25 protein-coding genes are annotated in these 22,932 nt (G+C 34.0%); 16 read left to right on the top strand and 9 right to left on the bottom strand.

The window, feature by feature from the left end; all coding sequences use genetic code 11:
- The 5 genes from F5ESL0233_RS06365 to F5ESL0233_RS06345 form a co-directional block, all read left to right on the top strand.
- Window positions 1-1,361 (top strand): SLAP domain-containing protein (locus tag F5ESL0233_RS06365; protein ID WP_122059326.1); only part of this gene is annotated, 1,361 nt, incomplete at its 5' end.
- 471 nt (window positions 1,362-1,832) lie between these two features.
- Window positions 1,833-2,459, top strand: coding sequence for a hypothetical protein (locus F5ESL0233_RS06360; RefSeq protein ID WP_122059324.1), 627 nt, complete (start codon window positions 1,833-1,835; stop codon window positions 2,457-2,459).
- 348 nt (window positions 2,460-2,807) lie between these two features.
- A complete protein-coding gene (locus F5ESL0233_RS06355; protein WP_122059322.1) occupies window positions 2,808-3,422 on the top strand; it encodes an ABC transporter ATP-binding protein in 615 nt (204 codons plus the stop codon).
- Window positions 3,423-3,424: 2 nt separating this feature from the next.
- A complete protein-coding gene (locus F5ESL0233_RS06350; RefSeq protein WP_090093764.1) occupies window positions 3,425-4,594 on the top strand; it encodes a hypothetical protein in 1,170 nt (389 codons plus the stop codon).
- A complete protein-coding gene (locus tag F5ESL0233_RS06345; protein ID WP_122059320.1) occupies window positions 4,594-5,763 on the top strand; it encodes a hypothetical protein in 1,170 nt (389 codons plus the stop codon). The genes F5ESL0233_RS06350 and F5ESL0233_RS06345 overlap by 1 nt, the downstream gene beginning before the upstream one ends.
- A 79-nt stretch (window positions 5,764-5,842) precedes the next feature.
- Here F5ESL0233_RS06345 and F5ESL0233_RS06340 read toward each other — a convergent pair whose 3' ends face one another.
- Both F5ESL0233_RS06340 and F5ESL0233_RS06335 read right to left on the bottom strand, forming a co-directional pair.
- Window positions 5,843-6,427: a DJ-1 family glyoxalase III gene (locus F5ESL0233_RS06340; protein WP_122059318.1), complete on the bottom strand. Its 585-nt coding sequence runs from the start codon at window positions 6,425-6,427 to the stop codon at window positions 5,843-5,845.
- A 33-nt stretch (window positions 6,428-6,460) separates the two neighbouring features.
- Window positions 6,461-7,099 (bottom strand): HAD hydrolase-like protein, encoded by a 639-nt coding sequence (locus F5ESL0233_RS06335; RefSeq protein ID WP_090093770.1) that lies wholly within the window; start codon window positions 7,097-7,099, stop codon window positions 6,461-6,463.
- 328 nt (window positions 7,100-7,427) lie between these two features.
- Here F5ESL0233_RS06335 and F5ESL0233_RS06330 point away from each other — a divergent pair, with 328 nt between their 5' ends.
- From F5ESL0233_RS06330 to F5ESL0233_RS06310, 5 genes are all read left to right on the top strand, one after another.
- Window positions 7,428-8,108 (top strand): histidine phosphatase family protein, encoded by a 681-nt coding sequence (locus F5ESL0233_RS06330; RefSeq protein ID WP_122059316.1) that lies wholly within the window; start codon window positions 7,428-7,430, stop codon window positions 8,106-8,108.
- Between the two features lie 45 nt (window positions 8,109-8,153).
- Window positions 8,154-9,038: a cation diffusion facilitator family transporter gene (locus F5ESL0233_RS06325; RefSeq protein ID WP_122059315.1), complete on the top strand. Its 885-nt coding sequence runs from the start codon at window positions 8,154-8,156 to the stop codon at window positions 9,036-9,038.
- 14 nt (window positions 9,039-9,052) lie between these two features.
- The gene (locus F5ESL0233_RS06320) at window positions 9,053-9,235 is read left to right on the top strand and encodes a hypothetical protein (protein WP_118898076.1); all 183 of its coding nucleotides are present in this window, start codon (window positions 9,053-9,055) and stop codon (window positions 9,233-9,235) included.
- Window position 9,236: 1 nt separating this feature from the next.
- Window positions 9,237-9,911, top strand: coding sequence for a 2,3-diphosphoglycerate-dependent phosphoglycerate mutase (locus F5ESL0233_RS06315; RefSeq protein ID WP_122022099.1), 675 nt, complete (start codon window positions 9,237-9,239; stop codon window positions 9,909-9,911).
- A gap of 102 nt (window positions 9,912-10,013) precedes the next feature.
- Window positions 10,014-10,949 (top strand): AAA family ATPase, encoded by a 936-nt coding sequence (locus tag F5ESL0233_RS06310; RefSeq protein WP_090093780.1) that lies wholly within the window; start codon window positions 10,014-10,016, stop codon window positions 10,947-10,949.
- A 180-nt stretch (window positions 10,950-11,129) separates the two neighbouring features.
- On the opposite strand, the gene F5ESL0233_RS06305 is transcribed toward F5ESL0233_RS06310, so the two are convergent.
- From F5ESL0233_RS06305 to F5ESL0233_RS06275, 7 genes are all read right to left on the bottom strand, one after another.
- Entirely contained in the window at window positions 11,130-11,915 is a 786-nt protein-coding gene (locus tag F5ESL0233_RS06305; protein ID WP_122059313.1) for a hypothetical protein, read from the bottom strand.
- A 12-nt stretch (window positions 11,916-11,927) separates the two neighbouring features.
- The gene (locus F5ESL0233_RS06300; protein ID WP_122059312.1) at window positions 11,928-12,449 is read right to left on the bottom strand and encodes a hypothetical protein; all 522 of its coding nucleotides are present in this window, start codon (window positions 12,447-12,449) and stop codon (window positions 11,928-11,930) included.
- Window positions 12,439-13,074 (bottom strand): ATP-binding cassette domain-containing protein, encoded by a 636-nt coding sequence (locus F5ESL0233_RS06295; protein ID WP_118895944.1) that lies wholly within the window; start codon window positions 13,072-13,074, stop codon window positions 12,439-12,441. The genes F5ESL0233_RS06300 and F5ESL0233_RS06295 overlap by 11 nt, the downstream gene beginning before the upstream one ends.
- Window positions 13,075-13,086: 12 nt before the next feature.
- Entirely contained in the window at window positions 13,087-13,791 is a 705-nt protein-coding gene (locus F5ESL0233_RS06290) for a rhodopsin (RefSeq protein WP_122059310.1), read from the bottom strand.
- A complete protein-coding gene (locus F5ESL0233_RS06285) occupies window positions 13,788-14,471 on the bottom strand; it encodes a hypothetical protein (RefSeq protein WP_090093786.1) in 684 nt (227 codons plus the stop codon). The genes F5ESL0233_RS06290 and F5ESL0233_RS06285 overlap by 4 nt, the downstream gene beginning before the upstream one ends.
- A gap of 235 nt (window positions 14,472-14,706) precedes the next feature.
- The gene (gene pepC / locus F5ESL0233_RS06280) at window positions 14,707-16,053 is read right to left on the bottom strand and encodes an aminopeptidase C (RefSeq protein WP_122022092.1); all 1,347 of its coding nucleotides are present in this window, start codon (window positions 16,051-16,053) and stop codon (window positions 14,707-14,709) included.
- Between the two features lie 79 nt (window positions 16,054-16,132).
- Window positions 16,133-16,432 carry a hypothetical protein gene (locus F5ESL0233_RS06275; RefSeq protein ID WP_090093791.1) on the bottom strand — a complete coding sequence of 100 codons (300 nt, stop codon included), beginning with the start codon at window positions 16,430-16,432 and terminating at the stop codon, window positions 16,133-16,135.
- 188 nt (window positions 16,433-16,620) lie between these two features.
- On the opposite strand from F5ESL0233_RS06275, the gene F5ESL0233_RS06270 reads away from it, so the two are divergent.
- The 6 genes from F5ESL0233_RS06270 to rlmB all read left to right on the top strand — a co-directional run bounded on the left by F5ESL0233_RS06270 (window position 16,621) and on the right by rlmB (window position 22,842).
- The gene (locus F5ESL0233_RS06270) at window positions 16,621-17,172 is read left to right on the top strand and encodes a dUTP diphosphatase (RefSeq protein ID WP_090093793.1); all 552 of its coding nucleotides are present in this window, start codon (window positions 16,621-16,623) and stop codon (window positions 17,170-17,172) included.
- The gene (gene radA, locus F5ESL0233_RS06265) at window positions 17,172-18,548 is read left to right on the top strand and encodes a DNA repair protein RadA (RefSeq protein ID WP_122059308.1); all 1,377 of its coding nucleotides are present in this window, start codon (window positions 17,172-17,174) and stop codon (window positions 18,546-18,548) included. Before F5ESL0233_RS06270 ends, radA begins: the two co-directional genes overlap by 1 nt.
- A gap of 73 nt (window positions 18,549-18,621) precedes the next feature.
- A complete protein-coding gene (gene gltX, locus F5ESL0233_RS06260; protein ID WP_122059307.1) occupies window positions 18,622-20,121 on the top strand; it encodes a glutamate--tRNA ligase in 1,500 nt (499 codons plus the stop codon).
- A 121-nt stretch (window positions 20,122-20,242) separates the two neighbouring features.
- Window positions 20,243-21,667: a cysteine--tRNA ligase gene (cysS, locus tag F5ESL0233_RS06255; RefSeq protein ID WP_122059305.1), complete on the top strand. Its 1,425-nt coding sequence runs from the start codon at window positions 20,243-20,245 to the stop codon at window positions 21,665-21,667.
- Entirely contained in the window at window positions 21,660-22,100 is a 441-nt protein-coding gene (locus F5ESL0233_RS06250; protein WP_090093799.1) for a Mini-ribonuclease 3, read from the top strand. Before cysS ends, F5ESL0233_RS06250 begins: the two co-directional genes overlap by 8 nt.
- Entirely contained in the window at window positions 22,087-22,842 is a 756-nt protein-coding gene (rlmB, locus tag F5ESL0233_RS06245; protein ID WP_090093800.1) for a 23S rRNA (guanosine(2251)-2'-O)-methyltransferase RlmB, read from the top strand. Before F5ESL0233_RS06250 ends, rlmB begins: the two co-directional genes overlap by 14 nt.
- The last annotated feature ends 90 nt before the right edge of the window (window positions 22,843-22,932 follow it).

Here is a 22,932-nt window from a genome sequence, read left to right as displayed (position 1 = left end):
CAAACAGTACTTTAGACAAGCAAAAAGAAGATGCTAAGAAGGAAGTTGATGACGCCGCAGCCGCAGCTAAGGATAAGATTAATAAAGATCCAAACTTAACTGACAAGCAAAAAGAGGATGCCAAGAAGGAAGTTGATAATGCCGCAGCGAATGCCAAGGATGAAATCGACAAGGCTAAGACTCCAGACGAAGTTAACAAGGCAAAAGACAAGGGTACTGCAAATATTGATAAGCAAATACCAGGTAATAACACTTCTGGTGGCAATGGTAATAGTGGAAATAATAACTCTGGTGGTAATGGTGGCAACACTAACCCAGGTAACACTAATTCAAATCCTGATAAAACTCTAGAAGACCAAAAGAAAGCTGCAGACAAAGCAATCGATGATGCAGTATCTGCAGCTAAAGATAAAATTAATAAGGATCCAAACCTAACTGATAAGCAAAAAGCAGAAGCTAACAAAGCAATTGATGATGCGGCTGCTAAAGCTAAGGATGCAATCAGTAAGGCTAAAACTCCTGAAGAATTAAAGCAAATTCTTAACAATGCTATAGCTGAAATTAATAAGAATATTCCTAGTCAAGGGAATAATAAACCAAAGGCTATTGAAAAGCGGCTTAACCACAATGCTTACTTCTATAATAAACAAGGCAAGCGAGCTAATTTATTGGTAGCTAAGAGTGGCTCGATAATTTCAACTTACGGAACAGAAAAGATTAACGGTCGTGAATTCTACATAACAGATAATGGCTTATACGTAGCTGTTAATAATGTTATTAGTAACAAGCGTCGCTTGAAACGGAATGCATTTGTATATAATCGTTATGGCAAACGTGTAGGCATAACATTACTTAAGAAGAATTCAGAAATTGGCACATATGGTGATCCAGTGAAGATAAAGGGTATTGCATACTACATCATTGGACAAAACCGCTATGTCAAGGCAACCAATTTTGCATTTATAACTATAGAAGCAAATAACATCCTTGCTGATGGAGTAGCTTCAAATGCAGAAGTGCACCATAATGCATACATTTATGATGAAAATGGTAACCGTTTGAATAAGCTTATTCTAAAGGCAGGATCCAGAATTACTACTGGTGAAAGTAGAACGATTAGTGGACAGAAATACGTAGCAATAGCTGAAGGTCAATATGTAGTAAGTGATAATATTACAGGAACTGGCCGTAAGTTAAAGCATAAGTCATACGTATATAACCAATATGGGCAAAGAATAAGTCGAAAAGCATTAAAGAAGAATAGTGCAGTTCAAACTTATGGCAATGCAATAAGTATTCGAGGTAATGAATATTATGCAGTTGGTCAAAATAAATTCATTAAGCGTTCTAACTTCAAGTAAAATCAAGAAATTCTTGAACAAACTTGAGTAGTAAAAGAAGCTCCTATCTCAAAAGAGGTAGGGCTTCTTTTTTTATTATTAATAAATTCGATTTTATGTCAAACTAAGCTATTTTAAATTACTATTTAAATTCAAAACTATCGTTATATAATTTTTATTATTTTATATTTAAAACGTATTTATTACTAACAATTTTTAAAAAAATATTTTTAATTACAAGGAAAATTAAGAATATTAAAATTTATAAAACGTGTTTTTATTAATTTAGATTAAAATATAAATATTAGTATTAAATAGCAACATAATTTACTTTTATTTATAAATTTAAAATTGCAAAAGCCTACTCTATCAAAGCATTTCAGATAGAAATTTAAAAAATAAAAAAATTAACAAATGGCAATTGACTATTATTAACTTTCAGTTTATATTAAAAATAAATTAACAAGTTTAATGTTATGGAGGAAAGACACAATGAAAAAAAGTTCTAAATTAATGGTGATTTCAACTGCTGTATCATTATTTACACTAGCAACTGGAACAATTGCAACTGCACTCGTCAATGCCTCTACTAAAAATAATCAAGAGAATATAATGCAAATTGATCAAATTGCAACTAAGCAGTTAAGTCGAGCTGGTTATGTATTTAGGTTATCTTCAAATTCGCTGATGAACCCAATGTATAGACAAGCCGAGCAAGTAGAAAAATATAGTAAAACTTATGTTGAGCAACTGGTAGTCAATAAAATATTATTCAAAGTAACTGAAGTTAATTCTTTAAATAAGCATATAATGGTGCATATTATTGACCAGAGTGGGAAATATCAAGGTTGGGTTAGCTTGCTGACTGGTATTTATAATGTTAAGGCACTTAAGCGCAATTTAAAGCCTCTGGTTAAAGCTGAATTTGAGGTAATGAGGATTAAAGATAGTCAAGGGAAGAAAGCAGCTTTAAAAGAATTAATAAAGGTTGAACAAGAAATCAAGCGGTTACCTAAACGTAATAAGGAAATAGGAGAGAATTCTTTACTTGAACTACAACGTTGGCTTAATCATGGAAATTATCAATTTATACCAAGTTTAATGATTGGTCAATATTAATTATAGTAGTCTCCCAGCTTGGGGGACTATTTTTAGTTATTAAGAATAAGGTGTATTGGTAGAGTCAACTTCTAATATGATAAGCAATTTAATGAATTTAGCGGTTAAAGAATATCAGTCTGCCAATAAAAGTCAATTATTTTTTTCTAAAATAAAAATGTTATTAAAAGTAAAAATAATCAGTTAGTTATCTACTATGTGGAAAAAACAATAAGTATAAATTTTGTTGAATATATGAACCTTAAAATATATTATTTTATAAATAATAACTAAATAATTAATATTAAGTGATATGATTGTTTAATCACATCATTTCTATTAATACCACATTTTATCAAGGAGACTGTTATGCTTGAAGTTAATCATCTCACAATTAAAACCCGTCAACCAATCCTACATGATTTTAGTTATCAGTTTATGCCTGGTCAGTTTTATCAGATTGCTGCCGAAAATGGTTTAGGCAAAACTAGTTTTTTGCGGGCAATTACTAATTTGATCCCGATTGCCGCTGGAAGAATTCGCTTAGAAGGTAAACCGTATACCCAAAATAAGGACAAAGTTTTTTTCTTCGAAAGTAATGACTGGCTCAATCCCAATCTTAATAGCTTAGACTATTTAAAATTTATCAAAAACATGTGGCATTCACAGGTGAATTTAGCAGACGATTTAGCCTTCTTAGGGGTGCAAGATTACGCCAAAGTACCCATTAAAAAGTATTCACTAGGAATGAGACAGAAATTGCTGGTAGCCATGTATTTTGTAAGTGATGCCGAATATTATTTAATGGATGAAATAACCAATGGTTTGGATGAGGTAAGTCGCAAGCAACTTTATGACCGCTTAGCGCAAGAAGTTTCGCATAAAAACAAATGTATTATCATGACCTCACATTATAGCAGTGAACTAAGGATGATCAACGCTCATCGTTTAGTTTTAGAACAACAAATGATGCGTGAGGTGTAGGAATGATGTCGTACTTTGGTTTTCAATTTAAAAAAATTACCAAGCATAACTTAACCATAATTGCTTCGTGCATTTTAATAATTATTTCTTTTGGTGTTTTATTTCTTAATGCTAATCAAATTGACAGCGGAGAATCAATCAAGGGTCAGATACAAGGCAATATTGTAATCCAAAAAAATAATATTGCCCAAGATAAGCAAGCATTAAAAAAGTATTCGCCGACTGGTGAAGGTTACCGTCAAACTAAAATCGCACTGAAGCAAACAAAAAAACAATTACAAGCAAATCAAGCGTTGATTAAACATATTAATAAGGGGCAGTGGGGACCAGTTTATAAGGAAAAAATCAAAGAGAGTAATAAAATGAAAACTACTGGATTAAGTGAGCGAAACCTTGACTTTGTTAGTGGCATTAAAAAGCGCTATCAATATTTAGTTAAGCATCCGCTGCCTTATGAAAGTGATGCAGCCGTTACTGGTCTTCAGTTTTGGTCAGACTTAAACGGAACCTACTGGCCAATTTTATTTACTTTAGTGATAATTTTTATTTTAACGTATCTATATACTGACGCTTATAAAAATGGCTTAGATATCACCACTGTTTTACCAATAAATGTAATGCGTAAGCAACTATCTAATAGTTTGGTAGGATTAGCCATTAGTTGTTTATTATATTTATTGTTAAGTTTATTAGTTTTTACCGGAGCATCTTTAATCTTTGGCACGGGTAATTTACAATACCCAGCTATTATTCATCATCTAGTCAATGGACGGCAAACAGTTGCTGTAGCTCCGTTAGCTACTTTAATCCCCCAAATTTTAATCTTACAATTTTTGGAATTTATATTTTTAGTACTGTTTATTCAGTTACTGGCAAAACTATTGCATAATCAGTTGCCGACCCTGTTATTAGCGGTACTTTTAGTAGTAGGCATTGGATTAGCAACCACGGTAATTGAACCATTGGCTCAGATTGCCCAGTGGCTACCTAACACTTATCTTAATGCAATCAATGTGGTTTCAGGAGTAGTTGCTTATAACATCAATAATTACCACATTAATTTTGCTAGTGGGGTAGGTACCCTACTAATTGGTTCACTTGTTTTGTTTAGTTTGATTTGCTTATTAGAACGGACTAGAACTCATCATTTTAAAGAAGTGGAGGTACTGTAATGGCTTATCTCCTATTTCAATTAAAAAAAGTAGTTAAAAATAAGTTGACGCCAATTTGTCTTTCTATCCTGATTCTAATTTTGGGCTTTATTTTATTTTTGAATCTACGTACCGCGCCCCAATTTACCTTGCAGGCAGGAGCCCAAAAAGAAGGTACTTACTATCAAACAGAGATTGCTAAGTTAAAACAAAATCTGAAGCAGCAAAAGAAAAATAGTGACCTTTATCAAGAAACTGAACAAGATATTAACAGTAACCAAAAAATTGCCAACCAAGATTATCAAATACAAAAAGCTGCTCAAGCTGCTAAGTGGCAGTTAGCTTATACGCTTATGTGGCAAAAAAAGCAGCATGAAAAAAAACACTTAGCAAACATTGCTGACCAGGTTGATCCCGCCCAAGTGACAGAGACTAATAATAAACTAAAATTTTTTGCCTATCTTAAAGACAAACCACTTGCTTATGAAAGTCAAGATATGCCAGTAACGGGAATCCAATTTTGGTTGCACCTTAACCAGCAGTATTTACCGTATCTATTTACTTTGGTGGCTTTGTTTATCTTAACTTTATTATTAACAGAACCTTATCATCAACAACTTGATCTAACTCGGCTCAATCCCATTAGTAAATGGCGTCAAGCTTTAACGGAAATTAGTGCGGGTTTAATATTACTAGGGGGAAGTTTTTTGCTAATAAATTTGTTAATGATAATTGCCGCCGCGATTTTTGCTGGTGCTGGTAATTTAGCTTTTCCGTATTTGACCTATAAATTTGTTAACGGTCGAATGATGACTAACTTTGTGGCTAGTGGCAATTTAATTTTACCAATTATTGCTTTACAACTTTTAGGCTTGTTATTCTTAATAGTTTTGGTAAGATTTTTGGCCAAAATTTTTCGTGCGCAACTGCCCACATTGCTGCTTGCACTCTTGTTAGTATTAGGAGTGAATGTGGCGGTAATAGCTGTGCCAATGTTAAGAAAAGTTAGTGCTTGGTTACCGGTGACGTATCTAAATGCGGTTGATACTGTTTCGGGGAAACTAGGAATGTTATACCAAAATCCGCAATTAAATTTTAGTGCGGGAATCATTGTTTTGCTTGGTAGTATAGTGATTATTTTAGTTTTAACTGTTATTGTTGAGTATACATATCAAAATAGCAAAGCTTAGTAATAAAAAATTTACCAGTTTCATTATTAAGTATCAGGTAAAAACCGTTCCAACTCTTTTGAATTGGAACGGTTTTTTATTACAAGCTGGTCTGGATATTATCAGCTAGATAATTGTAAAGCATGCCTTGCTGTAGCTGTTTAGTTTCAACCCCTAAAGCCTCAGCAATTGCATAAGCATATGCCCAAGCAGTAGCTGGACCACGACTAGTAATAATCTTATTTTTGTGGTCAGTTACTGTAATTGTTTCTTTAAATTTGCCAGTTGGCGCAACTTGCTTAGTCTGTTCGTCAAAGCCAGGGTAACAAGTATAGTCAGCTCCGTTTAAGAGTCCATAATGAGCGAAGGCGATTGGAGCGGCACACATTGCTGCATTCCATTTGCCTGCTTCATAGCGCGTTACCATTAACTTCTCTAACCCTTTATGATCGCGTAAATTTTCGGCACCAATCTTTCCGCCTGGAAAAGCAACTAAGTCATAATCTAATAAACTATCATCTAATACTTTATCACATGTAAGTAAAATTTGGTGATCTCCCATAATCTGTTGGCTAGTTAAGCCAACCATTTCAGTTTTAATGTTCAAGCGCCTTAAGACATCAACAACACTCAGACCCTCAATTTCTTCACAACCATCGGCAAATACAACGGCAACTTTTTTCATGGTAATACCTCTTCTTTCTATTAATATTATAAACTAGCTGAGATCAAGATAAAATAATAAGTCACTTAACTTATTTAAATGTAATGTTGGGTGCGGACTAATTGGTAATTTGCTTTTTTTGGGTGCAAGCCATAGTGATTGCAAATTTGTGTTTACGGCTCCTTGAATTTCATCAGCTAAATCCGTTCCAATGACTAAACATGTATCAGGGTCTAATTGCTCTTGGCGGACAACTTGCGCTAAAACTGATTTAGCAGGCAATTCTTGGGTAAAATCATCAGCAAAATAGGTGGCAGAAAAATAAGTTAGCAGTGCGCTTTGCTCTAAGCGAGGAATGATAATCTGTTTTGACTCTTTAGCCAACATGATTAAATTAATCTGGTCAACAACTGCATCTAAAAACGAAATAGTTCCTTTGACTAATTGATGCTGTTTTTGTAAATTTATAGAAAAAATTTCTGGCTGAAGATTAAACGTATTTAAGATTAATGAAATTCGCTTGTTTAATCCTAGCAGTTTGGTTTTTTCTTGTAATTTGGTATATTTTAAACGTTCACTTGGACCAAATTGCTGCATCGATTTTAGCGTTTGACTTAGAGCATTTCTTTCAGCTACTTTTTCATTAAGTAAACTACCTTCTGGAATAAATATTAACGTTTCAAATTTTGTCACTTAAACTTACCTTCTTATAATTGCTTTATTAAGTATATTATAATCGATATGGTGATTAAGAAGGGAAAATACCTATGATGCTATAATTTGTTTGGATTTTGTAAGAGGAATTATGACAAAAATTTTATTAACGATAGAGTTGATAATCATTCAATTTGATATCTAAGTTTGATTACTATATATTTGCCAATAAAAAATTTACTGTAGGCCATTCAATTAAGAGTATTATTTATAACACTAATCTTATTGCAGGTAGGCTATTTATTTTATAAGGCATATATGTTATAGTTTAATCCACGTTATGCTATAGCTGAAAGGAGAATATAAGTTGGCAACGGAAATTTATTTAGTGCGTCATGGCGAGACCATGTTTAACCAGTTGAATAAAGTTCAGGGCTGGAGTGATTCGCCCTTAACAATAAAAGGAATCGACGACTTGAAAAAAACGGCTAATGCATTAAGTCAAGTTCATTTTGACAATATGTATTCTTCTGATCTTAAGCGAGCAATTGACACAGTTCATTTAATAAAAGATGCTAATCAAGTTTCTGAAATAGGTAAAATAAAGAAATTACCAGAATTTCGTGAGGTTTTCTTTGGCTCATTTGAAGGCGACGATATTGACAATACTTGGCAACAAGTTGCATTAGCTGCTGGTTTGAAAGCAGAAAAAGATATTACGAGTATTATTAATCAAGTTGGAATTGCTAGATTCCGGCAAGCAACGAAAAAAGCTGATTCACGGCATTTAGCAGAAAATAGCCAGGAATTAGATAAACGAATGGAACGGGCAATTTCTGTTTTACAGGAATTGACTAAAAATGAGCAACGGGTATTAATTGTTTCCCATGGTGATTTTATTAAAACTTTAGCAATTAAGTATTGGCAGCAAAGTGATGGTCAGCATGATATTATTTTTCCTAACAATGGCAGTATAAGTCGGGCACTTTTAGCTGATAATGGCAAGTTTGAAATTATTGATTACAATATTGATGCTGAAAATATTTAGAGCCCTACTAAAAGTAGGGCTTTTTGCTATTGAGAGGTAAAGTTAATGAATGATCATAGGACTAAGAGATATATTTATGTAACTGTTTTGAATGTAATTATAACGGTTAGTGAATTTTTAGGCGGTATAATCTCTGGCTCGCTATCATTATTGTCGGATGCAGTTCACAACTTAAGTGATGTTGGTGCAATTATCATTTCATTTATAGCTCATTTAATTAGTAAACGACGTAGTAATCAGTATAAGACATTTGGTTATGAGCGTGCAGAAACTTTAGCTGCATTCACTAACGGAATTATTTTAATTATTATTAGTATTGTCTTATTTATTGAAGCAATTGAGCGTTTTTGGCAGCCTAATGAAATTAGTGGGCCAATTATGTTAGTAATAGCGATAATTGGGCTAGTGGCGAATGTGATTTCAATGTTAGTCATGCATCAAGCTGAACAAAATAATTTAAATGCTCGTTCAACTTTTATTCATATGCTAAGCGATGCGCTCTCAAGCGTAGCAGTGGTAATTGGTGCAATATGTATTTATTTTTGGCATGTCAGTTGGCTTGATCCGGTAATGACTATCTTAGTGTCACTCTTTGTTTTACACGAGGCTTATAGCTTAACCAAGCAGGCAGCTAATATTTTGATGGAATCTAACCCAGATATTGACTTAGCTGAAATAAATAAAATTGTATTGTCTTTTCCTGAAATTAAAAATATGCATCATGTTCATGTTTGGCGTTATAGTGAGCGCTATATTATGTTAGATGCTCATGTTAATGTAGCTCCCGAATTGACAGTGGAAGAATTTGAACAATTGACACAGGTAATTAGTCAAAAGCTGATAACTTTGGGTATCAACCATATTAACTTTCAAGTTGAATGTGAACGGGGGAAGAATCATCGGCTGATTGAGACTAATCATGATTATTAAGAATAGGAGAAAAAATGAATTTTCAAGTTAATCTTTTTACAGCAATTATTGTTTTAATCGTTGGCTTATATGATATGGCCTATGCTTTTAATAGAAAACGCTACAAGCAAAATAAAGGTTATAATGCTTTTATGATTTTAGGGCTTATTTTTACAATTAGTGGCATTATTTTGTTAATTATGCATTGGGTGAAGTAAAATGGTGAAATTGGTACTATTGCGTCACGGAGAAAGCATTGCTAATTTTACCAATACTTATACTGGATGGAACGATGTCGCCTTAACTACGAAAGGAAGAGAGCAGGCCAAAGCAGCAGGTCAGTTACTTAAGGAAATTGCTGATTTCAATCCTACTCATATTCATACTTCTATTTTAGTTCGAGCTATTGAAACAGCCAATATTGTCGCAGAAGCGGCCAATATTTTATATTTACCGCTAACTAAGACATGGCGCCTAAATGAACGACATTATGGCATTTTACGTGGAGTCAACAAAGACCTGTCACGACAAATTTATGGTGATAAGCAGGTTTTGAAGTGGCGTCGAGGTTTTTATTCAATTCCACCTGCTGGAAAAACACTTTATGATCGGCGCTATATTAATTGTGATATAAGACGTTTACCGCAAGCTGAGAGCCTCTACCAAACGCAACAACGTCTATTGCCGTACTATCAAACAGCAATTGTAAGTAAAATGCTTAAAGGTGAAGATCAACTAGTAGTAGCTCATGGCTCTAGTTTACGAGCATTAATTAAAAAAATCGAACAAATAGATGATAATGAGATCGTAAAACTTGAAGTAGCTAATGCAGAACCCATTATTTATACTTTTGATGATTACTTACATATTTGTGATAAAAAAATTTTAAACTAAATTTTTAATTGCTTTTTACTTATAATTAAGAATTAGCCAAATTTATGTTAAAATTTACTACGATACTAAATAAATTTACATTCTTAGTTTGGAGTATAAGGTATGCGTAAAATATTTTTATTACGAGGCGCACCTGGCTCCGGTAAATCTTCTTTCATTTCACGCCATCATTTACAGCCATATGCGATCAGCCGCGACCAAATTCGCTTGTTGTTGGCTAATTTAACCTATTATTATGAAGAAGATACCGATTGCCTGCGTCAAGTTATTCCGCGCTCAGCAAATGAACAAACGGAAAAAGTGGTAGATTACCTCGTAGAAGAAAAAATGAAGCGTGGCGAAACCGTTATTGTTGATAGTACTCATATTTCTGTTGAAACTATTGAGCATTATCAGCCGTGGCTTGAACGCTATCGCTATGAATTATTTGTGGTTGATTTAATGTATCACAAGAATTTGCAAAATTTACTTAATCGTAATGAAATTCGTCGGCAATATGATTGGGTTAAGCCTGAGGTTGTGCGGGAAATGTATTTATCTTATCAAGATAATTTTGACTTACCAGAATGGGCGCATGTAATCAATCCTAATCAAATGGCTAAAGTTTTGTCACAAAGGGAAAGTAATTTGGATCATTTTGCCCATGTAGTTGCCATTCCTGATCAGATGGCTGAAGCAGACTTTCCCCATGTACATATTTCTAATTTTTATTTTTCATTTAATGATAAATTTACTGCAAAGTATGGTACATATCGTAACGTGGTAACAATTGGTAAAACAAAAGATGAAATTATTAATCAATTTCGTTTACCCTATTTTGTATTTAAGTTTCATCATAAGCACTTTTTAATTTCTGCTTATCCAATTAGAAATGAACTGCTAGATCCAATTAAAAAGGTCAAAGGTGTTTGGACTTATTCAACTGGTTTAGTAAATTTAGCTGACTTCGTTGCACCTTTCCCGTCAAGTAAGCCACAGCATGTTCATCAATTCAATTTAAGTAAATTGCAACCAGACCGACTATTGCATATTTGGTAAAATTACGACGCAAGTAGGTCATTGCTGATAAAGAATTAGGATCTGATCCGATATTTAATCGGCATCAGGTCTTTTTAGTTTCAATTAAGTTGATTTTGGCCACAAAAAAACTGTTAATAGAATTTTCCATTAGCAGTACTTAAACAGAAAGCTTAAAATAAATGTAGTAAAATTACTAGTTTAAATGTTAATTAATTTTTTTTGATCAATATAAAACATTACACCACAATAAATCATTAGTAGCAAAGTGACTATCATGGTTACTGGTAAACTAATATTGGTTGTAGGGGCGGTTTCATGTAAAAAGTCCGCTGGGGCATAGCTAACTAGGTTAGGTAATTTGAAAAGATTATTAAAGAGTAATAAGACTATTTGTAATACTAAACCAGAACAAGCAGCTGCAAATTTATTTTTAACCCACAGGGATGTGACTGTGACAAAAACCGCAAATAAGCCACTCCAAAAAGCTGCAAAAATGATTGAAAGAATTGCATGTATAAATGGATGAGTATAGTAAAGGGAAACAAATAATGTATTAAAGTTGATTACTAAAATATTTTTATTTAATAGATTATCAGGCTTGATATTTGGTAAAATCATAAACCAACTAAATAAATTAGCAGATAAAGCGAGTGCAGTTACAATGAAACCAGTAATAAAGGCAATTTTTATATAGTCGAATAGAACCTGTTTAACCGATTTTTGTAGTTTCCATTTATATAGTAAGCCGCTGTCATAGTCTTCTTTAAGCATAATGCTGGCTGGTAGGCTACTAAAAATTGGTAATAAGATAAAGAAGACAATTGGAGCAAAATTAAAAGAATCAATTGAAAGCCAGCGTGTATAAGGTGAATCTTCGATTGGAATTTTTGTTAAGGTGACAAATTGTAAAAAACTAATTATTAAAGCAATGATAATAGCTAAGATTAGCCAGCGTTTAGCTAAGCGTGACCATAAAACGTTCATTTTTTCTCCTTTTTATTCTAAAAGTAACGAATATTTGACATAATGCTTTTTTGTAGGCACTAAAAAGCTAATTCGCAGCTTTTTAGTGCGTTTATCATAGGAATTACGTGGAATTGAAAAATGTAGTGTAACTGGCTGCTTAGCATGAACAATTGCTGGATATGGTCCTACAAGATGGTTATTTCTGTCGTAGCACGTATCAACTGGGTTACTAAGGCCATATGGATTATTTAAATAAAAATTTTCAATGTAATTAGCATAATTCTTTTTCATACCATAATTCGGAGTACCGGTTTGATGAAGTGAGAGTTGAACTCGCGCGCTTACTTCATTTTTAGACTTAATTAATTTTATTTGGTGAATAATGAAGTTAACATGATAGGCATGAACTACCTTTTTTTGTTGAAAAAATTTTTCTTCTGTTACCCCAGATTGCGTAAGATTACTATTTACTTGCTGATAGCGTAAATAGCCGGCGATTATTAAGGCAAAAATTGCCAAAAATATTGACCATAGTATTTTTTTATTTTTCATAATTAATGGTCCCTTCTTGCACAGATAATTCTTTAGTTGCTACTTGTTCAACAAAGTTAGAGTCATGAGTAGCAATGAGAAACGTTAGTCCATCATGTTGGTATTTATGAATCAGCTTAACTAATTTAGCAATGCTTTCTTGATCCAAGGCATTAGTTGGCTCATCTAATACAATTAAGGGGTATTTTCCTAAAAGGGCCTGAGCGATTCCTAATTTTTGTTTCATTCCTAAAGAAAATTTTTTAACTTTTTGCTTAGGAAACCTTGATAAATCAAAATAGTCAAGCAGATAGTTGATTTCTTCGATTTGAATATTTGAATCTAATTTAGCTAAAAGGAGTAAGTTTTGATAAGCAGTGAATTCTTCAATCAAACTTGGATTTTCAATTAAGATACCTGCTTTGACAGGATAGGGCTCTTCTGGTTTAACCAATTTACCATTAACCGTGATACTACCAGTAACTTTAATTAGCCCTAAAATAGCTTTTAAAATTAGTGTTTTACCTGAACCATTGATTCCTTCTAATGTAGTAATACTATTTTGTTCAATGCAGGCATTAATATCATGTAAAAGTGCTCTTTTTTTAACGACTTTCCCTACTTGTTTCAATTCAATAAAACTCATTTGATTTCTCCTTTATTCAAAATTAGTATGGCGCTCAACCAATAAATAAATGAATGCTGTAATGATTGTAGTGATAACTAGTGAAATGATGTTGTTTTGATTAATTCTTAATAGCATTAAGCTATTTAAAGGGTTATTTTTCCATAAAGTGTAAACTGTAGCAATTAATAAAGTAATAGGAATAATTATGCCAAGTGGTGCGTTAAAATGATTAATAATTGCTTGAAGTAGCAATAACCATAAAATTCCTAGCCAATTAACTAGGCAATTTAATCCTAGAGTTTCTACTCCAGATAAATAATTAATTCGAAGCATTGGTAACTGTAATAAAAGCGTGCATAAAGTTTGAATGCTTTCAGTTATTAAGACATAAACGAGAGAAATTAATCCCAAGAGCTCGATATTGATCTTGGCGTAAGTTCTAGCGGAATATTGCAAACCTCTTAATTGAATTACTCTTACATGCCATAGCTGGCGAAAACTGTTTAGCATAATTAACATAGGAATTATAAAATAAATAAACCAGTTAATCGGTAAATGTATTGTTATAAAATCTACTCCAGCAAAAAAGGATGTAAAAACAGAATAATGAGGATTGGTACTAAAAGGAATATTGGACAAAACAATTGCTAAACTGATTAAAATTAACCAGAATAATAATCTTTGTTTAATTATTTGCCACAAGTATAGTAATTGATCCCAAAATAATTGCTTCATAAAAAATCCTTCTTTACGATAATCAGATTTAAAATAGCATCGGTTAAAAATAGTAAACCTAATAAAATTAAGCTTCTAGAAAAGATGATTGAACCAAAGTCGAGTGCTAAAAAATCATAGAATAATGATGCCTGATGATTTATATTTAAAATAAAACTTAGGCAGTTGATGGCAAATACTAGTAAAAATGTCAAAATTTTATTTTCAGTTAAATAAAAAAAGATTGCGCTGATAAAGCCAAAGACTAGTATTACAATTTCAAAATAAACTATTCGAAGTAACAATTCAGCCCAAATTTTTAGAAAAATAGGGAAATAGCCACTTAAGAAAATAACGATCATAATTGCTAAAAACCAAGTTGCTGTAATGATTATCGAATTGAAGATAATACGATAGACTATTTGTGCTAATAAAATATTTCTAGTCTGACATCGTAAAGTATCGCCTAGGCGTATTTTTAAAGTGGATAAGAGCACAAGGATAAATGTCGGAATTAAACCAAAAAAAATATTATATCGTAAGAAAATAAAGTTAATTAGGCTTAAAGCTGAATAATCACTTGCCTTTAAAAAAGACAGTGATGATAAAGCAAGTATCAAAGAGACAATTCCAGATAGAAAATAATTTTTTAGAAAAGCTCGATTAAGATAATTTTGTTGCTGGTAAACTGTATGGTACATTATAGCTTCCTTTGATTTTTAATAACTAGGTCATAATTATAATATTCTAAAATAGCGCTTACTTATGTTGTTAAACTATATACAAATATTGTCAATTGTGAATTTGACTAGGCGGCAAGTACTTACCATTTATAATTAGTTACCTATCTAATTAGAATTATAGGTAATATAAAAAGACTAACTTCAAATATTTGCAGAAGTTAGTCTTTTTATATTTTAAATTACTTTAAAGTTTTTATTTAAAAGCTAAAGCACCCATTGGATCCCATGGTAGGAGTTGAATAGGGTCTTTAGCACCATCGGCAAATTCAGCTTTCAAGTCATCTGACAAGAATTTCTTATTAATAACAGCTTGGTAAACAAAAGCATCAAACCAAGCATCGCTCATCACAAAATAACCTTTAAAGCCGGGTTTTTCACCCCAAGAGTTTTCAATCTTCCATTTAGTTGGCTTGCCTTCAACAAGATCAACGCCCGTAATAACCATTGCGTGATCCATCATGCTTTCACCAGAATCAAGTTTATCAGCTTTTGACATGGATAAATCAATGTCAAATAATTCATCGCGCTTGTAAATATTAGTATCGAGTAAGCCAAGTTGTCTTTCTGAATCCTTACCAACATTGGAACCAAACCAAACAACTTCGCCCGCCTGCAATTGCTTAATGATTAAATCTTTCATTTCAGCAATTTCTAAGTTTAAGTGACGTACTTGACGACCACCAACCACGTTACCTAAGTACTCAACTGAGAAGACTTTATGATAAGGTTTGTCAGCAGTTGGCGAATTGATAATTGAGACATGATCCTCAAGATTCATACCAACATACTTAGCGAAGAACTCTTTTGGAGTAATTCCAGCTTCGCGGTGGTAATTACCTTCATCATCTTTGTATTCAAAGTCAAATTTCTTTGGTGGCATTCCTAATGAAACTACCAGAACACGGAAGACATCGTTTAAGAATTCATTCTTACGTGCCTCAACTTCATCTTCTGACTTACCTTCATTAATCATAGTGCGCAAAACTAGTCCATCTTTGCGTAAGAGCGTATTCAAGGTGTCATTTAAAGCACTTGAATTGGTAGCATTGGCTGTTTCTGGATAAACTGATTTTGGTACGATACCATATTTTTCAATTAAACCGCATAGCATATCCCATTGACCACCATCTTGTTGTGGGGTAGCAAATAAAAAGCTAACTTTGCGATCACCCAATGGTTGCTTAGCACTGGCAATCACATTTTCAAAGAACCAGTTTGATTTTTCAAATTTGTCCCAAAAGTTAGTATAGTTTTGGGATAATTCGAAGTCTTTAACTTTGTATTCCTTTTGTAGGGGATGACGCATCGTATTTAAAGCTGAGAACATCCAGCAGCGACCTGATTGCTTTTGGTCAGATGGTTTTCCCGTGTCAATTTCAATTGAAAAAGTTGGGTCTAAGTCGATTTTAGATTGTAAATTTTGACTAGCCTTATAGATACCATTTTGTTGGGCAGCTCGGCTAGCAATGTTGATACCGGCATGCTTAGCTAAATCAGCTGTATAGTTGGCAATATTATCATTGGTAATTTCTTTTGTCATAAATATTATTCCTCCTTAAAATATTACTTCTATTTTAGCTTAATCAGCTTAAGTAGTCTATTATAGAAAGCTGGCTTGATTATATACTATCAGGCTTATGGTACCAAATTTTGGCAAATTTAGGGTGCTGCTTAAAATAAGCAATTACTTGTGGGTCAAGTGGCCAAACAGCTGTGGCAGTTGTGGTAGCAATTTCAAAAATATTATGCATTTCATTAATAAAAAAAGCTTGTTCTGCTACTGGATTAAAAAAGAAGTGCTCCATAATCCAAACGTCTCTATCTGACCGAGATACTTTATCCATGACCCAGTGACAGACAAGAATATCGTCATCATCATAAACTTTACAAAATTGGTGGGAATTATTTAAATTGAACATCGTATTCCTTTCAGTATTAATAATTTGACCATTCTCTGTTTTACAAAAGTTGCTAATACCTGCAAAGTTTATAAATAACTTAATTGAACAAGCATTTTTAAGAGCTTTTACATATATAATAGTAGAATATTTTAAGTAAAATAGCTAATCTATTGTAAAATAGAGCTTATTAATTTAGAGGAGACAAAATGACGAAACTACGGGGCTTTGAAATTGTATCTAAATATCAAGATAAAAATATTACTTTACCTAGACGCCAGACCATTGCCAGCGCGGGTTATGATTTAGAAGCAGCTGTTGATATCGAGATTCCTAGTATCTGGCGACTTAATTTTGTGCGAATTTTTCGTTTGCTGCGTAATGGTCATCAATTGTATGAACCGGATTATGCTTTAGCTGATAGTATTTTGAAGCCATTGCTTATCCCTACTGGCATTAAGGCATATATGCCTAAAGACGAAGTACTAATTTTGGCCAACCGCTCATCGAATACTTTTAAGCGCAGCTTAAGTCTACCTAATGGTATTGGAGTGATTGATGCAGATTATTATAATAATAAAACAAATGAAGGTGAAATTTTTATTCAGGTACTCAATTATGGTGTTAGACCAATTAAAATTAAAAAAGGACAACGAATTGGTCAGGGCATTTTTATTAAATATTATAAAACTGATGATGATTTACCAGTTGAACGCCAGAGACAATCAGGCTTTGGATCGACCAATTTAAAGGAGGATTAATGGCTAGAGTAAAAACCAAATACAAATGTCATTCTTGTGGCTATATTTCAGCGAGTTATTTGGGACGCTGCCCTAATTGTGGTGCTTGGAATCAGTTCGAAAAAGAAACTGAAACAAGTCCAACTTGTTCTAGTAAAGGTAGTCCCAGTCGGTTAATTAAACAAACTGGTGGCAGTGAACCTGTTAAGATGGCACAGGTTAAGGCAGAAAAAGAAGAACGAATTCAGACTAGTATGGCTGAATTAAACCGTGTTTTAGGTGGTGGTATTGTTCCGGGCTCGCTAGTTTTAATTGGGGGAGATCCAGGTATTGGTAAGTCAACCTTAATGTTACAGATTATGAGTGAATTAGCGCAACAGCATAAAGTGCTTTATGTTTCAGGAGAAGAATCTGCTAACCAAATCAAGTTGCGGGCAGAACGTTTGGGACTAGAGGCTGATAATATGCTACTTTATCCTGAAACAGATATGGAAGAGATTCGCCAGCAAATTGATACTATTCAGCCTGACTTTGTTGTTATTGATTCAATTCAAACAATGAATGAACCTAGTCTTGATTCAATGACTGGTTCGGCTTCACAGGTACGAGAAGTCACTAGTGAACTGATGAAAATTGCAAAAATAGATGCAATTACAGTTTTTGTGATTGGGCATGTAACTAAAGAAGGAACAATTGCTGGTCCCAAAATCCTGGAGCATATGGTAGATACCGTGTTATATTTTGAAGGCGATGAGCATCACGCTTATCGAATCCTGCATTCAGTTAAAAATCGCTTTGGAGCTGCTAATGAAATTGGCATGTTTGAAATGGCTCACAAAGGTCTTAAAGAAGTAACCAATCCATCAGCAATCTTTTTAGATGAGCGGTTGCCGCAATCGACCGGATCGGCAATTGTAGTTTCTTTAGAAGGGACGCGACCGCTACTAGCTGAAATTCAAGTTTTAGTTACTCCGACTGCTTTTGGCTATGCAAAAAGGACAACTTCAGGATTAGATTTTAATCGGGCAGCATTATTGTTAGCAGTTTTAGAAAAAAGGGGTAATTTAATGCTCCAAAATCAAGATGTTTATTTAACTGCAACAGGTGGGATTCGTTTAAATGAACCAGCTGTCGATTTAGCAATTATTATGGCGATTGCTTCTAGTTATAAAAATCAAGAAATTTCTCCAACTGATTGCTTTGTAGGTGAAGTAGGTCTAACGGGTGAAGTGCGGCGTGTTAATCAAATTGATGCGCGAATTAAAGAAGCAGCTAAAACTGGTTTTAAAAGAATTTTTATTCCTAAGCATAATATGCGTAGTAGTTTGCAAGAATTAGGAATTGATGTGATTCCTGTAGCTAGTATTTTACAAGTTTTAAAGTTGGTATTAGAATAGGAAAGATTGAACTTTTGTCATATTACGGGTAAACTAAAATTGTTTAATTAACTATTTGAAAGAGGCATAAATTTTGGCAAAACAAAAAATAAGGGTAAGGTATGCCCCGAGTCCAACGGGACACTTACATATAGGAAATGCAAGAACCGCGCTATTTAATTATTTATTTGCACGGCATAACAAAGGAACGTTTGTTTTAAGAATCGAAGATACAGACACTAAACGTAACGTTAAAGGCGGTTCCCAATCGCAAATGGAAAACCTGCATTGGTTAGGAATTGATTGGGACGAAGGACCTGATAAGGGCGGTAATTTTGGGCCATATCGGCAGTCTGAACGTAAAGACATATACAATCAGTATATTCAACAACTACTTGATGAAGGTAAAGCGTACTATTCATACAAGACACAAGAAGAACTTGAAGAACAACGTGAAGAGCAACGGGCAATGGGAATTGCTCCGCACTATACTTATGAATATGAAGGAATGACTGCAACTGAAATTGCGGCTAGCCAAGAAGAAGCCAGGGCCAAGGGTTTAATTCCAGTAGTCCGAATTCATATTCCAGAAATGAGAACATATGCTTGGGATGATATCGTTAAAGGCCATTTGAGTTTTGAATCTGATACTATCGGTGGCGATTTTATTATTCAAAAGCGCGATGGCATGCCAACGTATAACTTTGCAGTCGCCATAGATGATCATTTAATGGAAATTACGCATGTTTTGCGCGGCGATGACCATATTTCAAATACTCCAAAACAATTAGTCGTATATGAAGCATTAGGCTGGGAACCACCGCAGTTTGGGCATATGACGTTGATTAATAATCCAGAAACTGGTAAAAAGCTGTCTAAACGTGACGAATCAGTACTTCAGTTTATTGAACAATACCGTGACCTGGGTTATTTACCAGATGCCATGTTTAATTTTATTACGCTTTTGGGATGGTCACCAGTTGGTGAAAGTGAAATTTACTCACAACGGGAATTAATTAAGCAGTTTGATCCCGCCCGGCTATCTAAATCACCGGCTGCCTTTGATCAAAAGAAATTGGAATGGATTAATAACCAATATATTAAACAGGCCGATCGAGATGTTTTACTTGACTTAGCTCTTAACAATTTACAAGAAGCAGGGTTAATTGAACTAGATCCTAGTCCAGAAAAAATGGAATGGGTGCGTCAATTAGTGAATATCTATTCTGTGCAAATGTCATATACTAAACAGATTGTTGATTTAACTAAGATTTTCTTTGCCGCCCCTAAAGACTTGAGTGATGAAGAAATTGACGAAATCCGTAAGGATGAAGCTAGACCAGTAATTGAAGAATTCAAGCGACAACTGACATCATTATCGCGGTTTACGGCCACTCAAATTATGCAGGCAGTTCAAGCAACGCGTGCCCAAACAGGTATTAAAGGTAGGAGACTGTTTATGCCTATTCGAATTGCTACAACTAGGTCAATGGTTGGACCAGGTATTGGTGAAGCAATGGAGCTTTTGGGCAAAGAACGGGTATTAAAACACCTTGATTTAACCTTGAAACAAATGAGTGAAAACGGTTTGTAATTAAGCAAGGAACAGCGTATTACGCCTTAAAAGCGGGATACGCTATTTCTTTTAGTAAAAATCAATTAATTAATTGTGTTTTTGTTAAAAGAAAATTTTTTAGAAAGGCAAGTTAGCCGCTGTGAAAATTTACAATACTTTAACTAAGACTAAAGAAGAATTTCGCCCAATTAAGCCTGGTGAGATTTCGATGTATGTTTGTGGACCAACAGTGTACAACTATATTCATATTGGTAACGCGCGCAGCGTGATTGCATTCGACACAATTCGCCGCTATTTTGAATATAAAGGTTACCGAGTTAATCATGTTTCTAATTTTACCGATGTCGACGATAAAATGATTAATGAGGCACGGGCGCAAAAAATCTCAGTATCGGCTTTAGCTCAGCACTATATTGAAGCATATCGTGCAGATACGGCCGCACTTAATGTCCAGCCAGCAACGCTAAATCCCCGTGCAACAAATGAAATTACGGCAATTATTAAATTTATTCAGCAATTAATTACTAAAGGCTACGCTTATGAATCTGCTGGTGACGTTTATTACCGTACCCGTAAGTTTGCTAATTATGGTGCTTTAAGCAGCCAAAATATTACTGAACTTGAAGCAGGTGCTTCTGAACACGTTAATGTGGCCGAACAAAAGCGCAAAGAAGATCCACTTGACTTTGCTCTTTGGAAGAAACAAAAGCAAGCTGATGAAATTGCTTGGTCATCACCTTGGAGTTTAGGGAGGCCAGGCTGGCATATTGAATGTTCAGTAATGTCGACTAAATATCTGGGTAATACCATTGATATTCATGGTGGTGGTCAAGATTTAGAATTTCCTCATCATGAAAATGAAATTGCGCAAAGTGAAGCTGCTACTGGCCAAAAGTTTGTGCATTATTGGATGCATAATGGTTTTGTAACAGTTGGAGCTGATCAAGCTAAGATGTCTAAGTCGTTACATAATTTTGTAACCGTACACGATTTGTTGAAAACAACTGATCCCCAGGTATTGCGCTTTTTTATGGCAAGTGTTCACTATCGGCGACCAATTAATTATTCAACTGAAAATCTTGAACAAGCAAAGAATATTTTGCAAAAATTTAAAAATACGTTAGTAAATCTGGCATATCGGCTAAATGACAGTTCGATAAGTGACAAGTCGCCTGCAGTTCAAGCAGCTATTGCTCAGACAGAGCGTAACTTTATTAAGGCAATGGATGATGATTTAAATGTTCAAAATGCTTTAGCAGCAATTTACGATTTGTTGCCAATACTTAATGCTAATCTTAGTTTGGCAAAAGTAGATAAAGAAGCCTTAAAGTATGCGCAAAAATTGTTGACTGATTGGTTAGGAATTTTTGGTATTAGTACTAAAAAATTGCTTACCACAGTCCAAAAACAGGATGATGATGAAATAGTTCGGTTAGTTGCACAACGAGAACAAGCACGAAAAAATCAAGAATGGGCAAAAAGTGATGAGTTGCGGGATAAGTTGAAAGCAATGGGGATAACTGTAGAAGATACTCCGCAAGGAACAAGGTGGAGACGTGATTAAGAAAAATTTAATTGAGCAAAAAATAAATCCGGATACGCTTAATGGCCAGACTCTAGCTTATTTGGGGGATGCTGTTTATGAAATTGCTATTCGTGAACATTTAATTAAATGTCAAATTGTTAAACCACAGGTTTTACAGCGCCAAGCAACTTATTATGTGTCAGCTAAAGCACAAGCAGCCTTAATTACTAAATTACAAAATGATAATTTGCTTACTCAAGCTGAAATTGCTACTTTTAAAAGAGGACGCAATGCTAAAGCACATACTAAAGCTAAAAACACAAGTTTAGCTACGTATCAGCTCTCTACTGGTTTTGAGGCAGTTTGGGGTTATTTGAAATTATTAGATAAAAACGAACGTATTCATGAATTAACAAAATGGTGTATAGAAACCGTAGAGAATGGTGGTATTGATAATTATGAATTCGAATGAAAAAGATTTTGTTTTTGGCAAGCATGCAGGATTAGATTTTTTAAAGACGCAAAATGCTGATCGAATTAATAAGATTTTCTTGCAAGAAAATCTACAAGCAAGTTTAACTAATGAGGTATACACTTTAGCTAAGAAAAAGAAAATAATTGTGCAGCTTGTTCCAAAAAGTAAATTGGATCGTTTAGTAGCAGGAGCTAATCATCAGGGGTTAGTTTTGACGATTGCTAGCTTTGAATATGCTGCTTTGGATGAATTATTGGATCAATTTGAACGTCAAGAACGTGAGCCATTTTTATTAATGTTGGACTCAATTGAAGACCCCCATAATTTGGGCTCAATATTGCGGACAGCTGATGCAACGGGGGTTGATGCAGTTATCATTCCTAAACGTCATGCTACTGGGTTAACATCTGTAGTTGCTAAAACTTCAACTGGGGCCATTGATCACGTACCCGTAGCTAGAGTAAATAATTTAGTTCAAACTAGTCAAATGCTTAAAAAAAGAGGTTATTGGTTATTTGGTACGGATATGACGGGGACAGATTATCGTAAATGGAATAGTAATGGTAGAACTGTTTTAGTTATTGGCAATGAAGGTAAGGGCATTTCACGCTTACTTAAGGAACAAATGGATCAAATGTTAACTTTGCCAATGGTTGGGCAAGTTCAATCATTAAACGCAAGTGTTGCTACTGGTGTCTTGCTTTATCAAATGCTTAATAGTCGGAATCCCTTACAATAATGTTGTAATGAAAAAACTCCTAACTGGCAGATTAAAAACTGACAGCTAGGAGTTTTTTATTTAAAAGGTCAAAGAATATACAAGGACAAT

This window comes from Lactobacillus sp. ESL0233 (genome assembly GCF_003692995.1).
Lineage (GTDB): Bacteria > Bacillota > Bacilli > Lactobacillales > Lactobacillaceae > Lactobacillus > Lactobacillus bombicola.
This window is presented reverse-complemented; position numbering and strand designations above follow the sequence as displayed.